The sequence below is a fragment of the Clostridium sp. 1001271st1 H5 genome (genome assembly GCF_005845215.1).
Lineage (GTDB): Bacteria > Bacillota > Clostridia > Lachnospirales > Lachnospiraceae > Enterocloster.
In genome coordinates, this window is the sequence record NZ_SPHO01000001.1 from 279,119 (window position 1) to 299,577 (window position 20,459).

At 52.3% G+C, this 20,459-nt stretch carries 14 protein-coding genes and 1 riboswitch; of the genes, 8 read left to right on the forward strand and 6 right to left on the reverse strand.

Translation table 11 applies throughout. The annotated features are described in order from the left end of the window. Positions 1-64 precede the first annotated feature (64 nt). The 5 genes from FGS84_RS01175 to FGS84_RS31340 all read left to right on the forward strand — a co-directional run bounded on the left by FGS84_RS01175 (position 65) and on the right by FGS84_RS31340 (position 6,181). Positions 65-1,237, forward strand: coding sequence for an FAD-dependent oxidoreductase (locus FGS84_RS01175; protein ID WP_138305913.1), 1,173 nt, complete (start codon positions 65-67; stop codon positions 1,235-1,237). A gap of 53 nt (positions 1,238-1,290) precedes the next feature. After that, positions 1,291-3,099, forward strand: a complete 1,809-nt coding sequence (locus FGS84_RS01180; protein ID WP_138305914.1) for an aryl-sulfate sulfotransferase — start codon at positions 1,291-1,293, stop codon at positions 3,097-3,099. Positions 3,100-3,162: 63 nt separating this feature from the next. Then, entirely contained in the window at positions 3,163-3,834 is a 672-nt protein-coding gene (locus FGS84_RS01185; RefSeq protein ID WP_138305915.1) for a Crp/Fnr family transcriptional regulator, read from the forward strand. A 68-nt stretch (positions 3,835-3,902) separates the two neighbouring features. Next, positions 3,903-4,601, forward strand: a complete 699-nt coding sequence (locus FGS84_RS01190; RefSeq protein WP_138305916.1) for a metallophosphoesterase — start codon at positions 3,903-3,905, stop codon at positions 4,599-4,601. 44 nt (positions 4,602-4,645) lie between these two features. Then, positions 4,646-6,181 (forward strand): Cof-type HAD-IIB family hydrolase, encoded by a 1,536-nt coding sequence (locus FGS84_RS31340; protein ID WP_243129800.1) that lies wholly within the window; start codon positions 4,646-4,648, stop codon positions 6,179-6,181. 85 nt (positions 6,182-6,266) lie between these two features. Here FGS84_RS31340 and glgD read toward each other — a convergent pair whose 3' ends face one another. The 6 genes from glgD to xdhA form a co-directional block, all read right to left on the reverse strand. Continuing rightward, positions 6,267-7,412 carry a glucose-1-phosphate adenylyltransferase subunit GlgD gene (glgD, locus tag FGS84_RS01205; protein WP_138305917.1) on the reverse strand — a complete coding sequence of 382 codons (1,146 nt, stop codon included), beginning with the start codon at positions 7,410-7,412 and terminating at the stop codon, positions 6,267-6,269. Then, the gene (locus FGS84_RS01210; RefSeq protein ID WP_138305918.1) at positions 7,406-8,614 is read right to left on the reverse strand and encodes a glucose-1-phosphate adenylyltransferase; all 1,209 of its coding nucleotides are present in this window, start codon (positions 8,612-8,614) and stop codon (positions 7,406-7,408) included. Before FGS84_RS01210 ends, glgD begins: the two co-directional genes overlap by 7 nt. Positions 8,615-9,017: 403 nt before the next feature. Then, the gene (locus FGS84_RS01215; RefSeq protein ID WP_138305919.1) at positions 9,018-10,358 is read right to left on the reverse strand and encodes a nucleobase:cation symporter-2 family protein; all 1,341 of its coding nucleotides are present in this window, start codon (positions 10,356-10,358) and stop codon (positions 9,018-9,020) included. Between the two features lie 26 nt (positions 10,359-10,384). Beyond that, a complete protein-coding gene (gene xdhC / locus FGS84_RS01220; protein ID WP_138305920.1) occupies positions 10,385-10,885 on the reverse strand; it encodes a xanthine dehydrogenase subunit XdhC in 501 nt (166 codons plus the stop codon). Then, positions 10,878-11,768, reverse strand: coding sequence for a xanthine dehydrogenase subunit XdhB (gene xdhB / locus FGS84_RS01225; protein ID WP_138305921.1), 891 nt, complete (start codon positions 11,766-11,768; stop codon positions 10,878-10,880). The genes xdhC and xdhB overlap by 8 nt, the downstream gene beginning before the upstream one ends. A 10-nt stretch (positions 11,769-11,778) precedes the next feature. Continuing rightward, positions 11,779-14,205, reverse strand: a complete 2,427-nt coding sequence (gene xdhA / locus FGS84_RS01230) for a xanthine dehydrogenase subunit XdhA (RefSeq protein WP_138305922.1) — start codon at positions 14,203-14,205, stop codon at positions 11,779-11,781. A 67-nt stretch (positions 14,206-14,272) separates the two neighbouring features. After that, positions 14,273-14,369, reverse strand: a riboswitch (purine riboswitch). Between the two features lie 329 nt (positions 14,370-14,698). Here xdhA and FGS84_RS01235 point away from each other — a divergent pair. From FGS84_RS01235 to FGS84_RS01245, 3 genes are read left to right on the forward strand one after another with little or no spacing between them, the layout of a single operon-like run. Further along, positions 14,699-16,843 (forward strand): EAL domain-containing protein, encoded by a 2,145-nt coding sequence (locus FGS84_RS01235; protein ID WP_138305923.1) that lies wholly within the window; start codon positions 14,699-14,701, stop codon positions 16,841-16,843. Next, entirely contained in the window at positions 16,840-20,067 is a 3,228-nt protein-coding gene (locus FGS84_RS01240) for a response regulator (RefSeq protein WP_138305924.1), read from the forward strand. Before FGS84_RS01235 ends, FGS84_RS01240 begins: the two co-directional genes overlap by 4 nt. Continuing rightward, complete coding sequence (locus tag FGS84_RS01245; protein WP_347563758.1) at positions 20,051-20,440, forward strand: Hpt domain-containing protein; 390 nt, start codon at positions 20,051-20,053, stop codon at positions 20,438-20,440. The genes FGS84_RS01240 and FGS84_RS01245 overlap by 17 nt, the downstream gene beginning before the upstream one ends. Positions 20,441-20,459: the final 19 nt, after the last annotated feature.

Consider the following 20,459-nt stretch of genomic DNA (forward strand, 5'->3'; position numbering starts at 1 on the left):
AACCCTTCCGGAAGTGGTATGTTTTAACCAGCACTTGACAGTGTGACGGAAGGGAGCGGTGAATATGGATTCAACCTATGACCTGATTATAGTGGGAGGCGGACCCGGAGGGCTGGCAGCAGCAATCTATGCGGGCCGGGCCGAGCGAAGGACCCTGCTTTTGGAAAAGGGAAGTTACGGCGGAAGAATCAATGATACATATGAGATAAGGAATTATCCGGGAACCATATCAGACAGCGGCCAGCACCTTATGGAACGGTTCAGGGAGCATGGGGCCGCCTTTCCCACGGTGGACTGGAAGCGGACCACGGTGACGGGAATCCGCAAAGAGGATGATGTATTTGTGGTGGAGACAAAGCGCCGCGGGGATTTTAAGGCCGGCAGCGTGATTCTGGACCTGGGAACCAGGCCAAGGGAGCTGAACATAAAAGGCGAGAAAGAATTCACAGGCAGAGGCGTAGCCTACTGCGCCACCTGTGACGCGGAGTTTTTTAAAGGAAAGGATATCTATGTGCTGGGAGCCGGCGACCAGGCTGTGGAGGAAGCGGATTACCTGACAGGCTTTGCCTCCAGCGTCACCATTGTGGTGATTCATGAGGAGGGCCATCTGGACTGCAATGAGGCTGCCGCGGAACACGCATATAAAAATCCCAAAATCCGCTTTGTATGGAGCTCCACCGTGGAGGAGATAAAAGGAAAGGACCATGTGGAGTCTCTGGTGCTGAAAAATGTGGAAAACAGCGAAACACGGGAGGTAAAGGCCCAGGGACTCTTTCTCTTTGTGGGGATGGTGCCCCAGACCGAGATGGTCAGGGATTTGGTATCCTGTGATAAAACCGGATATATACGTGTCAATGAGAAGATGGAGACAGGAATTCCCGGACTTTACGCAGTGGGGGACTGTACCCAGACATTTTTGAGGCAGGTAATAACCTCTGCTGCCAACGGGGCGGTTGCAGCCGTGGCTTCAGAGCGGTATATCAAGGAGCTGGACCAGATTCGCTCCATTCTGAGCCCGGAGTCGGGAGAGGTGGCATTTCTGTTTTATAATCCCTACCGCAATGAGGATATAAAAACAGCCGGGGAGCTGGAACAGAGTCTGAACAGCCAGTGGAAGGTGTACCGTCAGGATATCACCAGGCAGGACCTGCTGTACCGGAGCCTGAATCTGGAACAGACGGTATCAGCAGCATTTTACAGGAACGGGAAGCTGCTGGAGGTAAAGAATGTGTTCTGAGATGCATCCGGCGCGCGGACGATGTCTATTGTTTGATAAGGAGGATATGGATTATGGGACAACCACTTGTTTTCCCTCATGGAGTCACTGTTTACGACCCTGAAAAATGCTGGAACGGTTATACCATTGTTCCGCTGATTAATGACGGCGTACTGCTGTTTGACATGAACGGCAATGAAATCAGGCGCTGGAACATGCAGGCCATGCCGCCAAAGCTGCTGCCCGGAGGATATGTCATGGGTCTGTCCGGTTACAGGCATCCTGATTACGGTATGCAGGATGGGGTCAATCTGATTGAAATTGACTATGACGGCAATGTGGTGTGGGAGTTTGACCACTTTGAGTATATTGACGACCCGGGCAGGGACCGCCGGTGGATGGCCCGCCAGCATCACGACTACCAGAGGGAGGGGAACCCGGTGGGATACTATGTGCCGGGCATGGACGCCAGCCCCCTGGAGGGAAATACCCTGATACTGGTCCATGAAACCATCCGCAATCCCAAAATCTCCGACAAAAGGCTTTTGGATGATGTGATGATTGAGGTGGACTGGGAAGGTAAGATACTATGGAAATGGTCTATCAGTGACCATTTCGATGAATTGGGATTTGACGAGGCAGCCAAAAACGTGCTGTTCCGTGACCCTAATATGCGCCAGGCCGACGGCGGAGTAGGAGACTATCTCCATGTGAACTGCATGAGCTATCTGGGGCCTAACAAATGGCATGACCAGGGAGACATGCGCTTTAAGCCGGACAACATTATCTTTGACTGCCGGGAGGCCAATATCCTGGCTATTTTGGATAAAGAGACAGGAAAAATCGTGTGGAAGATAGGACCGGACTTCAACGCATCGCCGGAGCTTAAAAAGCTGGGGTGGATTATCGGCCAGCACCATTTCCACATGATACCCAGAGGACTTCCGGGGGAAGGAAACCTGCTGGTATTTGACAACGGAGGCTGGGGCGGCTATGGAATGCCCGGCCCTTCATCTGCGATTGGCATAAAGAATGCGCTGAGGGATTACAGCCGCGTGCTGGAATTCAATCCGGTGACACTGGAACTGGTATGGAAACTGACGCCCAAGGAGCTGGGACACGCGATTCCGGTGGATGCCAGCAAGTTTTACAGCCCATATGTCAGCAGCGCCCAGCGCCTGCCCAACGGCAATACCCTGGTAACAGAGGGCTCGGACGGAAGGCTGATAGAGGTGACGCCGGACCATGAAATCGTATGGGAGTGGATATCCCCCTATTATACCCATAATGAAAAGGGGCCTAAGAATAATATGATATACAGGGCCTACCGGTATCCCTACAGCTATGTGCCCCAGGAGCCGGTGCCTGTGGAGACGCCGGTGGCGCGTCTGGACAATGTGACCTTCCGTGTGCCGGGAGCCGGTGCTTTCGGAGCAAAAAAAGTGGTTGATGTTGCCGGGACTTTGCCGTATTATGAAGATATAGCACTCTGTGTGGCCACGGACGATGAGGCAGATGTCATTAAAAAAGAAAAAATATTTGAGGTAGATACTGAATTCTTCCGCCCTGTTACCTCTGACAATTGGAGAAAAGAAGTGCAGGATGTAAAGGATAAACCGGTACTGGTGCTTTTCGGCGCAGAACGGTGCGTCCACTGTAAAGCCCTGCATCCGGTTTTGGAGGAAGCGCTGAAAGAAGAGTATGAAGGTCAGTATGAAATCCGCTATGTGGATGTGGACGCCAGCCAGGACCTGGTGGAGGCGTACCGCATCGGAGGCATACCGGTTGTTGCCGTATACCGGAACGGGGAGGAACTCCTACGGTTTAACGGTGAAAAGGATTACGATGATTTGTGTGACATACTGGACCGGCCGCTGGCATAGACTGTATCAAAAAAGAGGAGCTGTTTTTTGCAGCCCCTCTTTCATGATTTCTGGAGGCAGCATATGTATGAACATTTTTCAATTCCCGCTGAGTCCTGCAGGGTTCCCTTTGCAGACCTTTGCAGGAGGAACAGCGAATATAAAACCTATTTTATAAGAAAGACCTATGAGGCTTCCCAATGCATTCATCCCCAGGGCACAAAGATTACCAGCTTTGGTATTGTGGAGGATGGAATCCTGAAAGCAGTGGACCATACCAGCAAAGACGTGGAAATGTGCCATACTTATTTTGAGGCAAGGGACATTTTTCCGGAATTCCTGTATTTTTCCGGAGAAAAGGAGTACAGCTATACCCTGGTGGCTGAAAAAAAGTCTGATGTGTTGTGGGTGCCGGTCCAGGTCATGGAGGAAATGCTGGAGAAAGACAGGCAGCTGCTCTATGCACTTCTGCTCTACGTATCCCAGCGGGGACTCAGGAACCAGCTTTATCTCAACTGTCTCAATTACCAGACCATCCGCCAGCGGATTGCTTACTGGATTGTGGGAATGCACGACATTGCTCCCGCTGAAACCATACGCATGCCTGGTTCCCAGCTGATGCTTGCAAATATGCTCCATGTCAGCAGGTCCTCCCTGAACCAGGAACTGAAGCTGATGGAGAAAGAAGGATATTTCCGGATAAGGGAACGGGAAATGCAGGACTGGGATAAGAAAATGCTGGAGGAGCTGATTTAATTGGGCTGCGCCTCAGGCGGGGATGCCGCTGTATTTGTATTACGATAAAAGAACCGGGAGCTGCGGATATGAGTTTGTATGCCATAGGAGATTTACATTTATCCTTCACTGCCAATAAACCCATGGATGTATTTGGAAGGGAATGGAAGAATCATGTGAGGAAGATAGAGAAAAACTGGAGGGGAAGGATTCAGGATGAGGACACGGTGGTCATCACAGGCGACCATTCATGGGGACGGAATCTGGAGGAGGCCAAAGCGGATTTGGAATTCATCCAGTCCCTTCCGGGACAGAAAATCCTGCTGCGCGGAAATCACGACATGTTCTGGGACGCCGGGAAAACCTGCCGCCTGAATGAGATGTATCAGGGACGCCTGGCGTTTCTCCAGAATAATTACTATACCTACAGGGAGTACGCACTGGTGGGGACTAAGGGGTACTGTTATGAGGGAAAAGATTCCCCGGAACATTTTGAGAAGCTTGTGAAGAGGGAGCTGGAACGGCTCCGCATCTCTTTTGAGCTGGCGGCCGCTGGCGGCTTCAGCCAGTTCATCATGTTCCTGCATTATCCTCCCACCAGCATAGGAGAGATGGAAAGCGGTTTTACTGAGATGGCCAGAGAGTACGGGGCAGAACAGGTGGTGTATTCCCACTGTCACGGGGAGGACAGGTATCAGGACAGCTTCCTGGGCGATGTGGAGGGAATTGAGTATAAACTGGTTTCGTCGGATTATCTCAGATTCAGGCCGGAGCGGATTTTGCAGTGATGAGGTAATACAGAAACATAAAAATAGAAACGGAAAAGGCAGAGATGAAAAAGACAGAAACGGAAAAGGAGCCCGGTATGCATAACGGGAGGAACTGCGAAAGAAAGGCGCCTATTCGGGCCATTTTTCTTGATATAGACGGCACACTGAGGGACTTTGACACGCAGAGAATACCGGACAGCGCAAAGTCTGCCCTGGAAAGGGCAAGGAGGGCCGGAATTATGCTGTTTATAGCCACCGGCAGGCATAAGCTGGAGATGGAGGAAGAGAATCTGCTGGAGGGACTGGAATTTGACGGCTATGTGACGCTGAACGGGCAGTACTGTTATTGCGGCAGCCGCCTGGTCCATGGGTGTCCTGTCCCTTCCCAGGATGTGCAGGCAGTACTCAGGATGTTGAAGGAGGACCCATTTCCCTGTATGTTCATGGAAGCGGAGCACATGTACATCAACATGGCGGATGATATGGTAAAAGAGGCCCAGGCAGGGATTGGCACCAGGATTCCTCCGATTATGGATGTGGGGCGGGCGGCAAACCATACAATCTATCAGATGGTTCCATACATTGGTCCGGAACAGGAGCGCAGGCTGAAGCAGGAGCTGCCATCCTGTCAGTTCATCCGCTGGCATGACGGCAATGCTTCGGATATCATTCCCATGGGCGGAAGTAAATCAGAGGGAATCCGGGCCATGATTGGTGAATTCGGAATTGCCATGGAGGAGGCAGCGGCCATTGGAGATGGAAGCAATGATGTGTCCATGGTAAAGGAGGCAGGGCTGGGCATAGCCATGGGAAACGGCAAGGATGCGCTGAAGGAAGCAGCCGATTATGTGACAGGTCCGGTAGGAATGGACGGCCTGCGGGAGGCAGTTGACTATATACTGGAATACAACAGGGGGCTGACGGCCGGAAGGAGGAACAGAGTGAAGTACAAGGCAGTGATATTTGATTTTGATTATACACTGGGAGATTCCACAGAGGGCATTGCGGCCAGTGTGAACCATGGCCTGGAGAAACTGGGGTATGAGGCCAGGGGACTGGAGGATATCAGAAAGACCATCGGCCTGTCCTTAAAGGAGACATTTGCCTGCCTTACGGGCAGCAGGGACCGGGAGAAGGCGCAACGGTTCTGCACATATTTTAAGGAGAAGTCAGACCAGGTGATGGTGGATAATACAAGAATCTATGAAACAGTCAGGCCAGTGCTGGAAAAGCTCCGGGAGCAGGGGTGCAGGATTGGAATCGTAACCACAAAATATCATTACAGGATAGACCAGATACTGGATAAATTCCAGATGGCCGGCCTGGTGGATATGATAGTGGGGGCAGAGGATGTAAAAGCTGAGAAGCCAAGCCCGGAGGGACTGCTTTACGCAATGGAACAGCTGGGCATGGAACGGGAAGAGGTGCTGTATACAGGCGACAGTGTGGTTGATGCAAAGACAGCAGCCAGGGCAGGTGTGGATTTTGCCGGGGTACTGACCGGGACAACGGCTTTGCAGGAGTTTGAACCCTTTGGCCATGTATGCATTGTCAGGGACCTGGAGGAGCTGCTGGAAGTCCTGACGGCCGGGGATTAAGCACCGGAGAAACAACTGAAAGGAGGATGTCTGTTCTGGGCGGACATCCTCCTTTTTATCCTTTTCTAATCCCTGCGTCTGCTGCCTATACAACCTGATACTTTGCCACGTATACCGGGAACGTATCAGTGCCCTTCATCTCCTTGCCCTCTGTGATGGTCACGTTCTTATCCGTTACAACATACTCTGCACTGGCGCCTGCTTCCACTACCGTATCCTGCATAAGCACACAGTTTTTCACCTTGGCGCCCCTGCCTATCCTGACGCCGCGGAACAGAATGCTGTTCTCCACTTCGCCCTCAATGATGCATCCGTCGGCAGCCATGATGTTGCTGGCCTTTGACCCATTGATGTACCTGGCTGGGTTGTCGTCGCGAATCTTGGTGTAGATGGGATTGCCGGCGGAGAAGAGAGCGTCCACATTGGCATCGTCCAGCATCTTCATGTTCTCATCAAAATAGCTCTTCATGCTGCTGATGCGGGCCACATACCCGTCATAGCGGAATGCATGTACGTTCAGCTTTCCTATCTGGGGAGCCAGGATATCCCGTTCATAATATACCTGTCCGCGCACATAGGCAGTGTTTACCTGGTCAATCAGACGCTCCCGGTCAATGACATAGATATTCATGGAGAAATTCTGTACCCCTGGTTCCTTGGAGTTCATGTACATCTTGGTTACACGGCCGTTGTCAATGGCCAGGGTATAGTAGAGGCTTTTTCCGATGTCCTGGGGGCCGGTGAAGCCAACGGGAAGGGGTTCCTTCCTGTAGGCCACGGTGACATCTGCGCCGCTTTCCATGTGTGCCTCAATCAATGCATTGAAATCAAAGTTGACGGCCAGATTTGTATCGGCCATGACAACATACTTTTCCTTTTGTTCTTTTAGGAAATCCAGGATACTGGCCAGGGCCTCCACACGTCCGTTGTAGATGCTCACTGTCTTTTCGGCAAAGGGCGGGACCAGGTTAAGTCCGCCGTTTTTGCGTGTCAGGTCCCATTCACGGCCTGAACCCAGGTGGTCCATCAGGGAGTGGTAATTCCTGCGGACAATCAGGGAAATATTATCAATTCCGCAGTTCACCATGCTGGAAAGGATAAAATCCACCAGACGGTAACGGCTGGCAAAGGGGATGGAGGCCATCAGGCGCTCGCTGACCAGGTCGGGAACCAGGGAATCATAGCTGTTAGGGAAAAGGATGCCCAGGGCATTTGCATTGGAATTTACCATTGTTCTTCACCGCCTTTTACATTATTCTTAACCATGGCACTGGGGCCAATCTTTGCACCGGACCCGATTTCAATGCCGGGACCAATGGTGGCCACGCCCTTTTCATCGCCGGACGGCATGGCTCCAACCACGGCATTTTCTCCAACCACCACGTTTTCAGCCACAATACAGTGTTTTACAACGGCTCCTGATTGGATGGTGGTGCCGCCCATGACAACCGCATCCTCCACCTGTGCCCCGGCCTCTACCTTTACGCCTGAGAAAAGAATGGAGTGGCGGACCTGTCCGTTTACACGGCATCCGTCTGTAATCATGGAATTCTCCACCACGGCGTCGCTGCTAATCTTATGTCCGGTCATACCGCTGTTGCGGCTGTAAATCTTCCAGTTTTCATCAAAGAGGTTGATTCCGCTGTGTTCCGGGTCCAGGACCTCCATGTTGGCTTCCCAGAGGGAAGAGATAGTCCCCACATCCTTCCAGTATCCGTTGAAATGATAAGCATACATGCTGCGTCCGTCGCGCAGCAGGTTGGGAATGATGTTGTTGCCGAAGTCATTCTCGGAGTCCGGGTCAGCCTCGTCCTCAACCAGGTACTGTCTGAGAATATCCCAGTTGAATATGTAGATGCCCATGGAAGCCAGATTGGACTTTGGATTCTTGGGCTTTTCCTGGAACTCGGTGATACGGTCGTCGCTGTCAGCCACCATGAGTCCGAAGCGGGATGCCTCCTCCCAGGGCACTTCCATGACGGCCACACTGAATTCCGCTCCCTTTTCCTTGTGGAATTTAAGGAAGTCGCTGTAGTCCTGTTTGCAAATCTGGTCGCCTGACAGGATGATTACGTACTGCGGGTCGTACCGTTCAATAAAGGAGATATTCTGATAAATGGCATTGGCCGTGCCTTTGTACCAGTCTGAGCCGGATGCTTTCTGGTAAGGCGGGAGTACGTGAACACCGCCGTAAAGACGGTCCAGGTCCCAGGGCTGTCCATTGCCGATGTACTCGTTCAGTACCAGAGGCTGGTACTGGGTCAGGATGCCCACTGTATCGATTCCGGAATTCACACAGTTTGAAAGCGGAAAGTCGATGATGCGGTATTTACCGCCGAAAGGAACCGCGGGTTTTGCCAGTTTTTGGGTCAGAGCATAGAGACGGGAGCCCTGGCCGCCGGCAAGAAGCATTGCAATCATTTCTTTAGCCATAATATTTCCCCCTGATTGGTGTTGAATATTTATACAGATTGTACCATATATTGGAAGGGAATGACAGTGATTTATGCAAAATAATTAAAAAAATGTTGGAAAATATAGAATTACACTAAAAAGTGCCCAGTATATTTGCCAATGCCGGATAATATAAAAAAAGTAGGTGACATGTTGCATAAAGTATTGTATAATATCGTTATACTTGAAAAAGAATAACGATATCGGCAAAACAGGATACAAAAATGTTGGGGCTGCTTGATGCAGCTGCCGGGGAAGTGTGTCATACATGTAAAAGGGGGAAAATACTGCAGCCTTACCATGGTTGAGGGCAAAAAGAAGCTGCTGCTCCGTAAATGATTTCTCATTTGCTTAGCAGCAGCCCATGCAGGAAAGGAAAGAGTTACCCTTCCAGGGTTTTTATATCCATATCCTTTGGAAGCACAAGACTTAAAAATACAGAGACAACAAATACAACGGCCACCACATTGGCTGAAAATACGGACTGGACCAGTTCTGGGAAGATGTCCCAGATTCCGATTTCGCTGGCAGTTGTAAAGCCGATGCCCACTGCCAGAGAGAGGGAGACAATGACAATGTTCCTCTGGGAAAAGCCGCATTTTGCAATCATCTGCACACCGGAGGTAAGGATGGTGCCGAACATCATGATGGTGCATCCTCCCAGCACTGCCTGGGGCAGGGAGGCAAAGAAATTCCCCACGGGAGGAAGGAGTCCGGCCAGAATCATACAGGCCGCTCCCGTCATGATGGTGAACCGATTGACTACCTTTGTCATGGCTACCAGTCCCACATTCTGGGAAAAGGAGGTGACGGGAGGACATCCGAATATGGTGGAGAGGGCGGATGCATAGCCGTCGCAGGCCAGGGAGCCGGATATTTCCCTGCCCGTGATTTCACGGTTCAGGCCGCCTGAAACCAGGGCCGAGGTATCACCTATGGTCTCTGCGGCGGACACCAGGAAGATGATGCAGGCGGAGATAATGGCCCCTGCGTGGAACTCAGGCATAAATGGAAGTAGGTGGGGGAAAGAAATGATTCCGCCGGACATAATCAGGCTTAAATCCACTTTCCCTAGGAAGATGGCAATGACATACCCTACAATCAGGCCGGCCAGTACGGACAGCTGTTTTAAATAACCTTTGGCAAAGATGTTCCACAGAAGGCAGGTCAGCAGGGTGATGGTACCCAGTATCAGGTTCTGGGCAGAGCCGAAGTCGTCTGCATATCCGCCGCCAAAGGACCTGGCTCCCACTGTGAAAAGGGAAAATCCGATGGCTGTAACCACGGAGGCAGCCACCACCGGCGTGATGATTCTGCGCCAGTATTTGGCCAGAAGTCCCAGGGTACCCTCAAAGATACCGCCTATGAGCACGGCTCCCACCACGGCCGGATAACCGTAGTTGGCGGCAATGGTGCTGAGAACTGTGACAAAGGTAAAACTGACCCCCATGACAACAGGCAGCTTAGAGCCAATCCGCCAGATGGGATACAGCTGAATCATGGTGGCGATTCCTGCCACGAACATGGCATTCTGAAGCAGGACGGCTGTCTGGGCCTGGCTCAGGGCAGGCTGGGCAGCCCCTGCTATGATGGTAATGGGCGCAAGGTTGGAGACGAACATGGCCAGGATGTGCTGCAGGCCGAAGGGGATGGCCTTGGCAATGGGCACCCTGCCTTCCAGTCTGTATATGTTGCTGATGCTGCAATTGGTATTGCTGTTCATGATTGGTTCCCCCTATTAAATGATAATTAATCGTTTCCGCTGGTTTTGTGGCTGACCTGGTATACCTCCTCCACAATACGCTCCATGGCGTTGAGAATGTTCTCATAGCCGGTGCATCTGCACAGATGCCCGGATATCAGCTTCTTAAGCTCTTCCCGGTTGTATTTTTTTCCGGTTCCAACGATTTCTACCGCGCTCATGATAAGGCCGGGCGTACAGAAGCCGCACTGTACGGCGGCTTCCTCGATGAAAGCCTTCTGAATGGGGGACAATTCCCCGTTGGGCCCCTTTAAGCCTTCCACTGTCATGATGCTTTTCCCCTCGGCCCACAGGGTCATATAGATACAGCTGTCTATGGCTTCTCCGTTTACCAGTACGGTACAGGCGCCGCATTCCCCGACCTCGCAGCCCTTTTTCACAGATGTAAGCCCCAGGCGCTGGCGCAGGGTATCCAACAGGGATTCCCTTTCATCCACAGCCAGTTCCACTTCTTTACCATTTACCTTCATGTGTACAATCTTAAGCATTGACTGCACCTCCTGCTTTTTTTATTGCCTCTGTCAGGGCACGTTTGGATAATTCTTCAATCAGCTGCAGACGGAACTCCTTTGACGCCCTCCATGAGGAACGCGGGTTCACTTCTTCCAGGGCAGCCTTGCCAAAAGCCAGGATGGCTCCGCTGTCATTGACTGCGTGTCCCTTTAAACCATTTTCCGCTTTGCGGCAGCGCAGGGGAGTGGGACCGGCCACGCCGTATCCCAGCCTGACATCCTCAATCCGTTCCTTGTCCTGGCTCAGCTTTACCCGGACCGCGCAGCCCAGGGTGGCAATTTCCATGGCCTTTCTCTTGCCGTACTTGATGTAATGGCCGCTCCAGCCCTCAAAGCTGTCCCTGGGTATCAGGAAACCGGTGCAGACCTCCGTGCGTTCACGGACCGTGCGGCCGGGACCGGTATAGAATTCGCAGACCGGCACGCTGCGCCTGCCATCAGGTCCCTCCAGCAGGACCTCTGCCTCCAGGGTCCACATGGTGGAAGCGGAGTCGGCCGAGGTGGCGCCGTTGCAGATATTGCCTCCGATGGTTCCGGTGTTGCGTATCTGAGGTCCGCCCACCATGTCCACGGCATCCCCCAGCATGGGTATGTATTTCTGTATCAGAGGGTCGTTGGTGATATGGGAAAATGCAGTACCTGCCCCTATCCACAGGCTGCCGTCCTCAAGAAGGCGGACTCCCTTTAATGCTTCTATATTATGGATGGATACAACGGATTTTCCGGCATCCTTTCCTTCCCTGACACGAATCAGGACATCCGTGCCGCCGCTTATGATTTCAGCGTCAGAATCGTTTACCAGGGCTTTAATGGCGTCAGCCACATCCTTGGCCTCATAAAATGATTTAATGTCAAACATAACCTTCTCCTTATATCAGACCTTTTTCTTTGAATTTTTCGATGAGCCGCTGGGCGGTCATGGGAGTTACATCCATGTGAACTCCGGTGGCGTTTAAAATGGCATTTCGAATGGCCGGGGCTACCGGGATGGCCGGAGGCTCGCCCAGGGATTTGTTTCCGTAAGGGCCGGTCGGGTCCTCCAGCTCAATGAATGCCACATTTAAGTCCGGCGTATCCATGGCAGTGGGAATCTTGTAGTCCAGCAGGTTATTGTTTAAGGGCCTGCCTGTCTTTTCATCCACCAGCAGCTCCTCCGAAAGTCCGTAACCCAGTCCCATGCTCATGCCGCCGTGGACCTGGGCCCGCGCGGTCAGGGGATTGATGAGCACGCCGGAGTCATGGACATTGATGATATCCTTTACCGTCACCAGTCCAAGTGGAATGTCCACCTCGATTTCCACGAAGCAGCAGCCGGAGGAAAAGGTGTTGTCCCTGCACTGGTTGGTGACCTCGGCGGTGATATGTACGGAGCGGTCCAGGGAATAAAAGGCGGTGTCAGCAACCACGGACAGGTCAAAGAGCACCGGCGCCCCGCCGCTTACCACAATTTTGCTGTCCTCTATGTCCAGCATATCCGGAGATACCAGTTCCCCTTCCCCAAGCCCCAGCGTGTCCCGGAGCAGGGCAGCCGCTGCCTTTACCTGGTCGGCATACACGGTTTTAGACAGGTCGCTGACATCATGACTCAGCATGTAGGCTGCGTATTCCAGTATTTTAAGTCGGAATTCCTCGCCGCATTTTTTGCAGGCCATGCCGGATACATAGGTCTGGCGGGATGCATAGGCTCCTGTGTCAAAGGGGGTGACATCCGTGTCCTGGGTGGATACGATGTAAACCTTATCAAAAGCGATACCCGTTGTCTGGGAGGCCATCTGGGTGAATACGGTGTCGGCTCCCTGACCGATTTCCGTGGCCCCCATGCACAGCTGCATGGAACCGTCCTGGTTGAGTACCATGCGGGCGGAAGCTGTCTCCAGGGAGATGGGGTGTACGCCTGTCTTGTAGCAGAAGATAGCCATGCCAACGCCTTTCCTGACCGGGCCGGTCTGGTTACGGTAGGCGTTCCATTTTTCATCCCAGCGGATGTGCCTGCGTCCTTCCTCGATGCATTTCTTCAGACCGTAGGAATGGAAGGTAATGCCGTTGGCTGGGTCCACGAACCCGTCCTCCATGCAGTTTTTCAATCTGAACTCACAGGGATCCATCCCGATGGCATCCGCCAGGTCGTCGGTGAGACATTCCGCGAACCAGGCTGCCTGGGGAATGCCGTAAGCCCTCATGGCCCCGGCCGTGGGAGAGGAGGTATAAACGGTGAAGCAGTCCACCTCAGTGCCCAGTTCATCCCTGTAAAGGTCCTTGAACACATTTCCGCAGTTGGCGCAGATGGCGTGGCCATGGGAGGCATAGGCACCGTTGTTGGCATAGGCCTCCAGCTTCCTGGCCAGGATGCGTCCGTCCTTTGTTACCAGGCCCCTGCATTTTCCCTTGATGGCATGGCGGGTACGGGTACCGGAGATGGTTTCCTCACGGCTGATTTCCAGCCTGACAGGCCGTCCCCCCACAGACATGGTCAGGAATGCGTTTAGGGGTTCATAGAGCACGTCCTGCTTGTTGCCGAAGCCGCCGCCGATGTAAGGCTTTATGATGCGGACCCTTCCGATGGGCACGCCCAGGGCCTGGGCCGTACAGCGCCTGACGATGTGGGGAATCTGGGTGGAGGATACCACGGTTATCTTGCCGTTGGTGTCCACATAGGCCCATGAGACAGGCAGCTCAATGTGGCAGTGTGAAATCCTCGGGGTATCGTATTCTGCTTCCAGGGATATGATTTCCTCCGGGCTGTAATCTGACTCAGCTTTCCTACATCCGTCCTCATAGGTAAAACCGCTGTCCCCCATGGTCATGTGGGAGTGCACGATTACATTGTCCTTCCTGAGGTCCGGGTGCAGGGGCGTGGCGTCCTCTGCCATGGCTGCCTCCACAGTGACAATGGGGGCATATTCCTTATATTCCACTTTAATCAGGCGGGCTGCCCGGGCCGCAGCCACTTCATCCTCTGCGATGACAGCCGCAATGTCGTCCCCGTACAGGCGGACCCTCTGGTTCAGGATTTTCCTGTCGCAGATATCCTGATGTTTCTTTTCCACGCTCCATGGATGGCCTGCCGTTGGAAACTGGCAGTCGGGAACATCGAAGCACGTGACAATCTTCACCACACCAGGCACCTGATAGGCCTCTGTCAAATCAAAGCTTTTCACCAGGCCATTGGCGATGGCAGAGTGCACGACCTTACCGTGCAGGATGTCTCTTGGCTCCAGGTCCGCGGTGTACTTGGCCTCCCCGGTCACCTTCCCGTAAGCATCAACACGTTTTACTTGCTGCCCAACAATATTCATTTTTTGATTTCCTCCTTACTTTTCCTGCCAATTTTGGTGCGAATCTTTACACAAACAGAAAAAAAGAGCTGGCTACATTAAGATATGTAGCCAACTCTTTGCGGTAGTTGGTAGAGACTCTGGGCCAATCCCCAGGATATACATATTGGCAAAAGAAATGTTAAATTGTTATCTTAAAAAGAATTATAGTACCTAAAAAAGTTTTAGTCTATGGCAATAATTGTGAAAAATATGCGCCCTGTATTGTGCAATATACACAAAAGCGTCAGCGGAATCATTTTAAAGGTGCATGCTCATATGATTCAGTTTATATGGTGTCCTATTGCAATTTCCCCCTGTTTTTGTTATATTTAAACCATTGGAAATTTGTCAAAAGAATGTCTGTTTTGGTAAATCCACGATATATATAGAAGGAAATAAAGAGGGTGCCTGGTTTTGCCGGATGGATTAGCAGTTTCATCGGCAGCTGAATGCCGGGCAAGGGTATGAAACCATGATTTCACAGAAGAAAATTTTAGTCGTGGAAGATAATGAAATAAACCGAATGATATTAAGGGAAATCCTGTCATCCCGATACAAGGTGCTGGAAGCAGGCAATGGACTGGAAGCATTGTCCGTCCTGAAGGAATATGGGGAGATGGTTTCTCTTATTTTACTGGACATCGTCATGCCTGTCATGGACGGGTACACATTTCTCTCTCATATCAAGGCGGATTCTTCCTTTTCATCCATTCCGGTAATCGTAACGACCCAGAGCGACAGCGAATCTGATGAGGTTGCGGCGCTGTCACACGGCGCTGCTGATTTTGTTGCAAAGCCTTACAAGGCCCAGGTCATTCTCCACAGGGTGGCCAGCATCATCCATCTGAGGGAAACAGCCGCCATGATTAACCTGGTGCAGTATGACAGCCTTACCGGGCTCTACAGCAAGGAGTTCTTTTACCAGCGCGTAAGGGAAACCCTGGTGCAGCATCCTGACAGGGAGTATGATATCATCTGCTCCGATATCGTGAATTTTAAGCTGATTAATGATATATTCGGAATTCCTGCCGGGGACAACCTGCTGATTGAGATTGGCAGGCTTTATAAAAGGGTGGCGGGAAAACAGGGAATCTGCGGCCATTTTCATGCGGACCAGTTTGCCTGTCTGCTGGAACGGCGGTGGGATTACACGGACGAGCTGTTTATCCGGTGCAATGCCCGGGTAAATACCCTTCCCAATGCCAGAAATGTGGTGATGAAGTGGGGGATTTACCAGGTGGCTGACCGGAGTGTATCGGTTGAGCAGATGTGCGACCGGGCCCTTTTGGCTGCCCGCAGCATCAAGGAACGGTATGGAACCTATTTTGCAGCCTATGATGACCAGCTGCGCAACCGTCTTCTGCGGGAGCAGGCCATAACAGACAGTATGGAGCCGGCCCTTTCAAAGAAACAGTTTGAGGTCTACCTGCAGCCCAAGTACAGGATTAAGGACCACAGGCTTTCAGGGGCAGAGGCCCTGGTGCGTTGGAATCACCCTGAGTGGGGATTCCAGTCCCCCGGAGAATTCATCCCCCTGTTTGAGCGGAACGGCTTTATCACAAAGCTGGACCAGTATGTGTGGGAACGGACCGCATCTGTTCTCAGGGAGTGGGACGACAAAGGATATCCGCCCATCCCTGTCTCGGTCAATGTGTCCAGGGCGGACATCTATCACCGGGACCTGGCGGACATGCTGCTGGGAATCGTGCAGAAATACAGACTGCCGCCGTCACGGCTTCATCTGGAGATAACGGAAAGCGCTTATACGGAAAACCCGGAGCAGGTCATCGAGACAGTTGGATATCTGCGGGAACTGGGTTTTGTCATTGAGATGGATGATTTCGGAAGCGGGTATTCCTCCCTCAATATGCTGGGCAAGATGCCGGTGGACATTCTGAAGCTGGACATGAAGTTCATCCAGGATGAGACCGAACGTCCGGGAGACGGCGGAATCCTTCACTTTATTATGGAGCTGGCGCGGTGGATGGACCTGAGCGTGGTAGCGGAGGGCGTGGAAACAAGGCAGCAGCTGGAGCGTCTTAAAAAGGCGGACTGCGACTATGTGCAGGGATACTACTTTGCCCGTCCCATGCCTATGGCTGAATTTGAGGAGCTGTTCAGGAACGGGCATACGGCCATGGACCAGGGGAAAATGGGTGAGGAAGACGCCCGGGAGCCTCAGCCCTTTCCGGTTCTTCTGGTTGCGGATGAAGATGCAGGCTACCGCAGGTCGGTAAGGGAAACCTTTGAAGGCGGTTTCCGGGTGGTGGAGGCAGGAGACGGCAAGGCTGCCCTTGGTTGTATCTCTGATTTTGGAAACAGGCTGGCAGCTGTGATTCTCAGCCTGACCCTTTCGGGGACAGACGGCTTTTCCGTGCTGGAGGTATTGCAGAGGGAAAAAATGGCGCCGGCGGTGCCGGTCATTGCCACTGGTCCTCAGGACGAGTCTATGGAGGACAGAGCCCTTGAGCTGGGAGCGGATGATTTTGCAGGAAGGCCCCATTCACAGAGGAGTCTGAGACGGCGGGTACTGCGGGCTATCCATATAAAGACGCCGCGGGAACGGGCATCCTGGCCCGGACAGAGATTGACTTTGGGGGGAGGACAAAATATATGAAGAGACAGATGACGCCCGGGGAGACGCTCCGGGAGTTCTGCCGCACCTGGTTTGTACAGCGCGATGCACAGGGAACTCTTGCATTCATGACAGAGGATGTGGGGTTTGCAGGCACGGGAGCTGATGAACTGGCCAATGGAAAAGAGCAGATGGCAGGCTATCTTGCCCAGGATATACGGGAGATACCGGAGCCGTTTGACTGTGTACTGTCCCCTGTCTGTGAACAGCCTGTTGCTGATGGTGTATACAATGTATCGGCGGATTTGACGCTCAGGAATTCCAAATACACCTGGTATCTGAAGGCTTTTTTTACCCTGGTGGAGTCAGGAGGCGCATGGCTGGTCAAAAGCTTTCATGTGGCAGAGCCGGCCAGCAGCCAGAGGGACGCAGAGCATTATCCCCAGACCCTGGTCATAGAACACACCAGCAGGCTGCGCCAGGAGCTGTTAAATGACTCCCTGCCCGGGGGAATGATGGGCGGATACATAGAGGACGGTTTTCCGTTTTATTTTATCAACCGCAGGATGCTGGATTATCTGGGCTATGAGGATGAAGCGGAATTTGTATCGGATGTTGGAGGAATGATTTCAAACTGTATGCATCCGGATGACAGGAACCGGGTGGACCGTCTGGTGGCAGTCCAGCTGGAACAGTCAGAGGAGTATGTGGTGGAATACCGGATGCGGAAAAAGGACGGTTCCTATATCTGGGTCCACGACATGGGCAGGCGGATGATGTCGGAAGATAACCGTCCCGCCATCATGTCGGTGTGCATGGACATAACCGAGGAAAAGCAGATGCGCGACCGGATTAAGGAGATGTACGAGGAGGAGCTTTCCTATTTTGCGGAACTGTCCTCATCGGACGGGAGCATACAGGGAAGCATCAACGTAACCACCGGACGGCTGGAATCCTACCTGTCAACAGCTGATACATCCATTGCAAAGGTAGGGGATACCTACGAGGCCACCATCGAGAATCTGGCAGCTTCTGCCGTGGACCCGGTGTATGGAGACGGTATCAGGCGCTGCCTCGAACGGGAGCGGGTGCTGTCTGATTATGCAGTGGGCAAGGTGGATTACCGCTTTGAGTTCCTGCGCAGAAACAACAGCGGCATTGCTTTCTGGGAAAGCACCAACATGCATTCCTGCCAGAATCCGGAAACAGGCCATATTATTATTTTCTTTTATACCCAGGATGTGACAGAGAAAAAGATGCAGGAACAGCTTCTCAAGCGAATCGCTGAGCTGGATTATGAGAGCATAACAGAGGTGGACATCCTGCGCGACATGGCGTACCGGACCATCCTTGTGGATGAGACTAATATAGATACCATGCTGCGGGACCGCAGCCGGTTCCAGGCGGAGATACGCTCCATTTCCAGCCGTTATATGGACGGGGCGGCCAGGAAGGAATACCTTCAAAAGCTGGACTACGATTACATGAAGTCACAGCTGGCTCAAAGGGATGCCTATACGTTCATCGTGGAAATGCGGGATATAACCGGTGAGACGCGGGTTAAGCGGTTCCGCGTATTTTATATCAGCAGGGAGCTGGAGCGGGTTTGTGTGGCCCGCACCGATGTGACGGATGTGGTCCTCAAGGAACAGCGGCAGAAGGAGGAGCTGGCAGCCGCCCTGGTGGCGGCGGAACAGGCCAATGCAGCCAAAAGCGATTTCCTTTCGCGGATGAGCCATGAAATCAGGACCCCCATGAACGCCATCATCGGAATGAGCACCATTGCAGCCCAGTCCATAGGAGACGACGAGCAGGTGGAGGACTGTATATCCAAGATTGGCATTTCCTCCCGTTTCCTCTTATCATTGATTAATGATATCCTGGATATGAGCCGGATTGAGAGCGGCAAGATGCTGCTGAAGAGTGAGAAGATTCCAACGGAGGAGTTTATCAACGGCATAAATTCCATCTGTTACTCCCAGGCGGATGCCAAGGGGGTAGATTATGAATGCATCGTGGACCCGGTTCTGGATGATTACTATATAGGCGATGCCATGAAGCTGCAGCAGGTGCTCATCAATATACTGAGCAATGCCATCAAGTTCACCCAGGAGGGAGGCAAGGTCACTTTTTCAGCATCCCAGCGCAGGAAAACCAAAAACGATGCCTCGCTGCGATTCATTGTAAATGATACGGGGGTGGGCATGAGCGAGGAATTTCTGCCCCATATATTTGAGCCTTTTTCGCAGGAATCCACAGGAACCACCTCCCTGTACGGAGGAACCGGGCTGGGGCTGGCCATTTCCAAAAATATCGTGGATATGATGGACGGAAAGATTACGGTCCGTTCCATCAAAGGAATCGGCACGGAGTTTACAGTGGATGTTAAGCTGGGAATCACAGAGGAAGAGAAAATCAGGCACAACCAGAAAAAACAGGATTATAATTTCTCCCATCTGAAAACCCTGGTGGTGGATGATGATGTGGCTGTGTGCGAGAGCGCGGTTGTGACTCTTCACGAAATGGGAATCAAGGCAGAGTGGGTGGACAGCGGACGCAAGGCAATCGACCGGGTAAAGAAGCTCTGGGATGAAGGCCGGTATTTTGACATGATACTGATTGACTGGAAAATGCCTGGAATGGATGGGATTGAGACAGCCAGACGAATACGCGGCATTGTGGGGCCGGAGGTGACCATCATCATCATGACTGCCTATGACTGGATTTCCATTGAGCATGAGGCAAAGCTGGCGGGCGTCAATCTGCTGATGAGCAAGCCCATGTTCAAGTCCTCCCTTGTGTCGGCCTTTTCAAGGGCCCTGGGCGAGAAGGAGCAGCAGGCGCAGCAGCCGGAGGGAAATGATTATGATTTTACCGGAAAACATGTGCTGCTGGTGGAGGATAACCAGATTAACACAGAGGTTGCCATGATGCTTCTGGAGAGCAAGGGATTCAAGGTGGATACGGCTGAAAACGGGCTGCGCGCCCTGGAGCTTTTCAGCAAATCAGATAAGGGATACTACGATGCCATTCTGATGGATATACGGATGCCCCTGATGGACGGGTTGACGGCTGCCACCAACATCCGCCATCTGAGCAATGCGGATGCGGGCACCATTCCCATCATAGCTATGACAGCCAATGCATTTGATGATGATATTGAGAAGAGCAAGGCCGCGGGGATGAATGCCCATCTGGCCAAGCCCATAGAGCCGGAGCGGATGTACCATACTCTGTACGATTTCATATATGGAAAGGAAGCATAAGAAGATGGACGATTTTCAAAGAATATTTGAGGCCTACGGGGCAGATTACCAGGGTACCCTGGGGCGGTTCATGGGCAACAGGAAAATGTATATGAAGTTCCTGGGAATGCTGTTTCAGGATGAAAACCTGAGTAAACTGGGAAATGCACTGGAGCAGGGGGACATGACGGCTGCCTTTGAGGCGGCCCATACCCTGAAAGGGGTTACGGGCAACATGGGGCTGAAGCCTCTTTACGATGCCGTGTGCAGCATTGTGGAGCCCCTGCGGACCGGAGAGGACAGGGATGACTACGGACAGATGTATGAGAATGTCCGCGGACAGTTTAAGAGGGCTGAAAAGCTTCGGGCGGATTTGATGGAAGTAAGCAATTAATAGGAGACAGGAGGGGTGC

Bases quoted from the DNA above. Each gene is read 5' to 3' on its own strand.
- FGS84_RS01175 (WP_138305913.1), top strand. From the start codon at position 65: ATGGATTCAACCTATGACCTGATTATAGTGGGAGGCGGACCCGGAGGG.
- FGS84_RS01180 (WP_138305914.1), top strand. From the start codon at position 1,291: ATGGGACAACCACTTGTTTTCCCTCATGGAGTCACTGTTTACGACCCT.
- FGS84_RS01185 (WP_138305915.1), top strand. From the start codon at position 3,163: ATGTATGAACATTTTTCAATTCCCGCTGAGTCCTGCAGGGTTCCCTTT.
- FGS84_RS01190 (WP_138305916.1), top strand. From the start codon at position 3,903: ATGAGTTTGTATGCCATAGGAGATTTACATTTATCCTTCACTGCCAAT.
- FGS84_RS31340 (WP_243129800.1), top strand. From the start codon at position 4,646: ATGAAAAAGACAGAAACGGAAAAGGAGCCCGGTATGCATAACGGGAGG.
- glgD (WP_138305917.1), bottom strand. From the start codon at position 7,412: ATGGTAAATTCCAATGCAAATGCCCTGGGCATCCTTTTCCCTAACAGC.
- FGS84_RS01210 (WP_138305918.1), bottom strand. From the start codon at position 8,614: ATGGCTAAAGAAATGATTGCAATGCTTCTTGCCGGCGGCCAGGGCTCC.
- FGS84_RS01215 (WP_138305919.1), bottom strand. From the start codon at position 10,358: ATGAACAGCAATACCAATTGCAGCATCAGCAACATATACAGACTGGAA.
- xdhC (WP_138305920.1), bottom strand. From the start codon at position 10,885: ATGCTTAAGATTGTACACATGAAGGTAAATGGTAAAGAAGTGGAACTG.
- xdhB (WP_138305921.1), bottom strand. From the start codon at position 11,768: ATGTTTGACATTAAATCATTTTATGAGGCCAAGGATGTGGCTGACGCC.
- xdhA (WP_138305922.1), bottom strand. From the start codon at position 14,205: ATGAATATTGTTGGGCAGCAAGTAAAACGTGTTGATGCTTACGGGAAG.
- FGS84_RS01235 (WP_138305923.1), top strand. From the start codon at position 14,699: ATGATTTCACAGAAGAAAATTTTAGTCGTGGAAGATAATGAAATAAAC.
- FGS84_RS01240 (WP_138305924.1), top strand. From the start codon at position 16,840: ATGAAGAGACAGATGACGCCCGGGGAGACGCTCCGGGAGTTCTGCCGC.
- FGS84_RS01245 (WP_347563758.1), top strand. From the start codon at position 20,051: ATGGAAAGGAAGCATAAGAAGATGGACGATTTTCAAAGAATATTTGAG.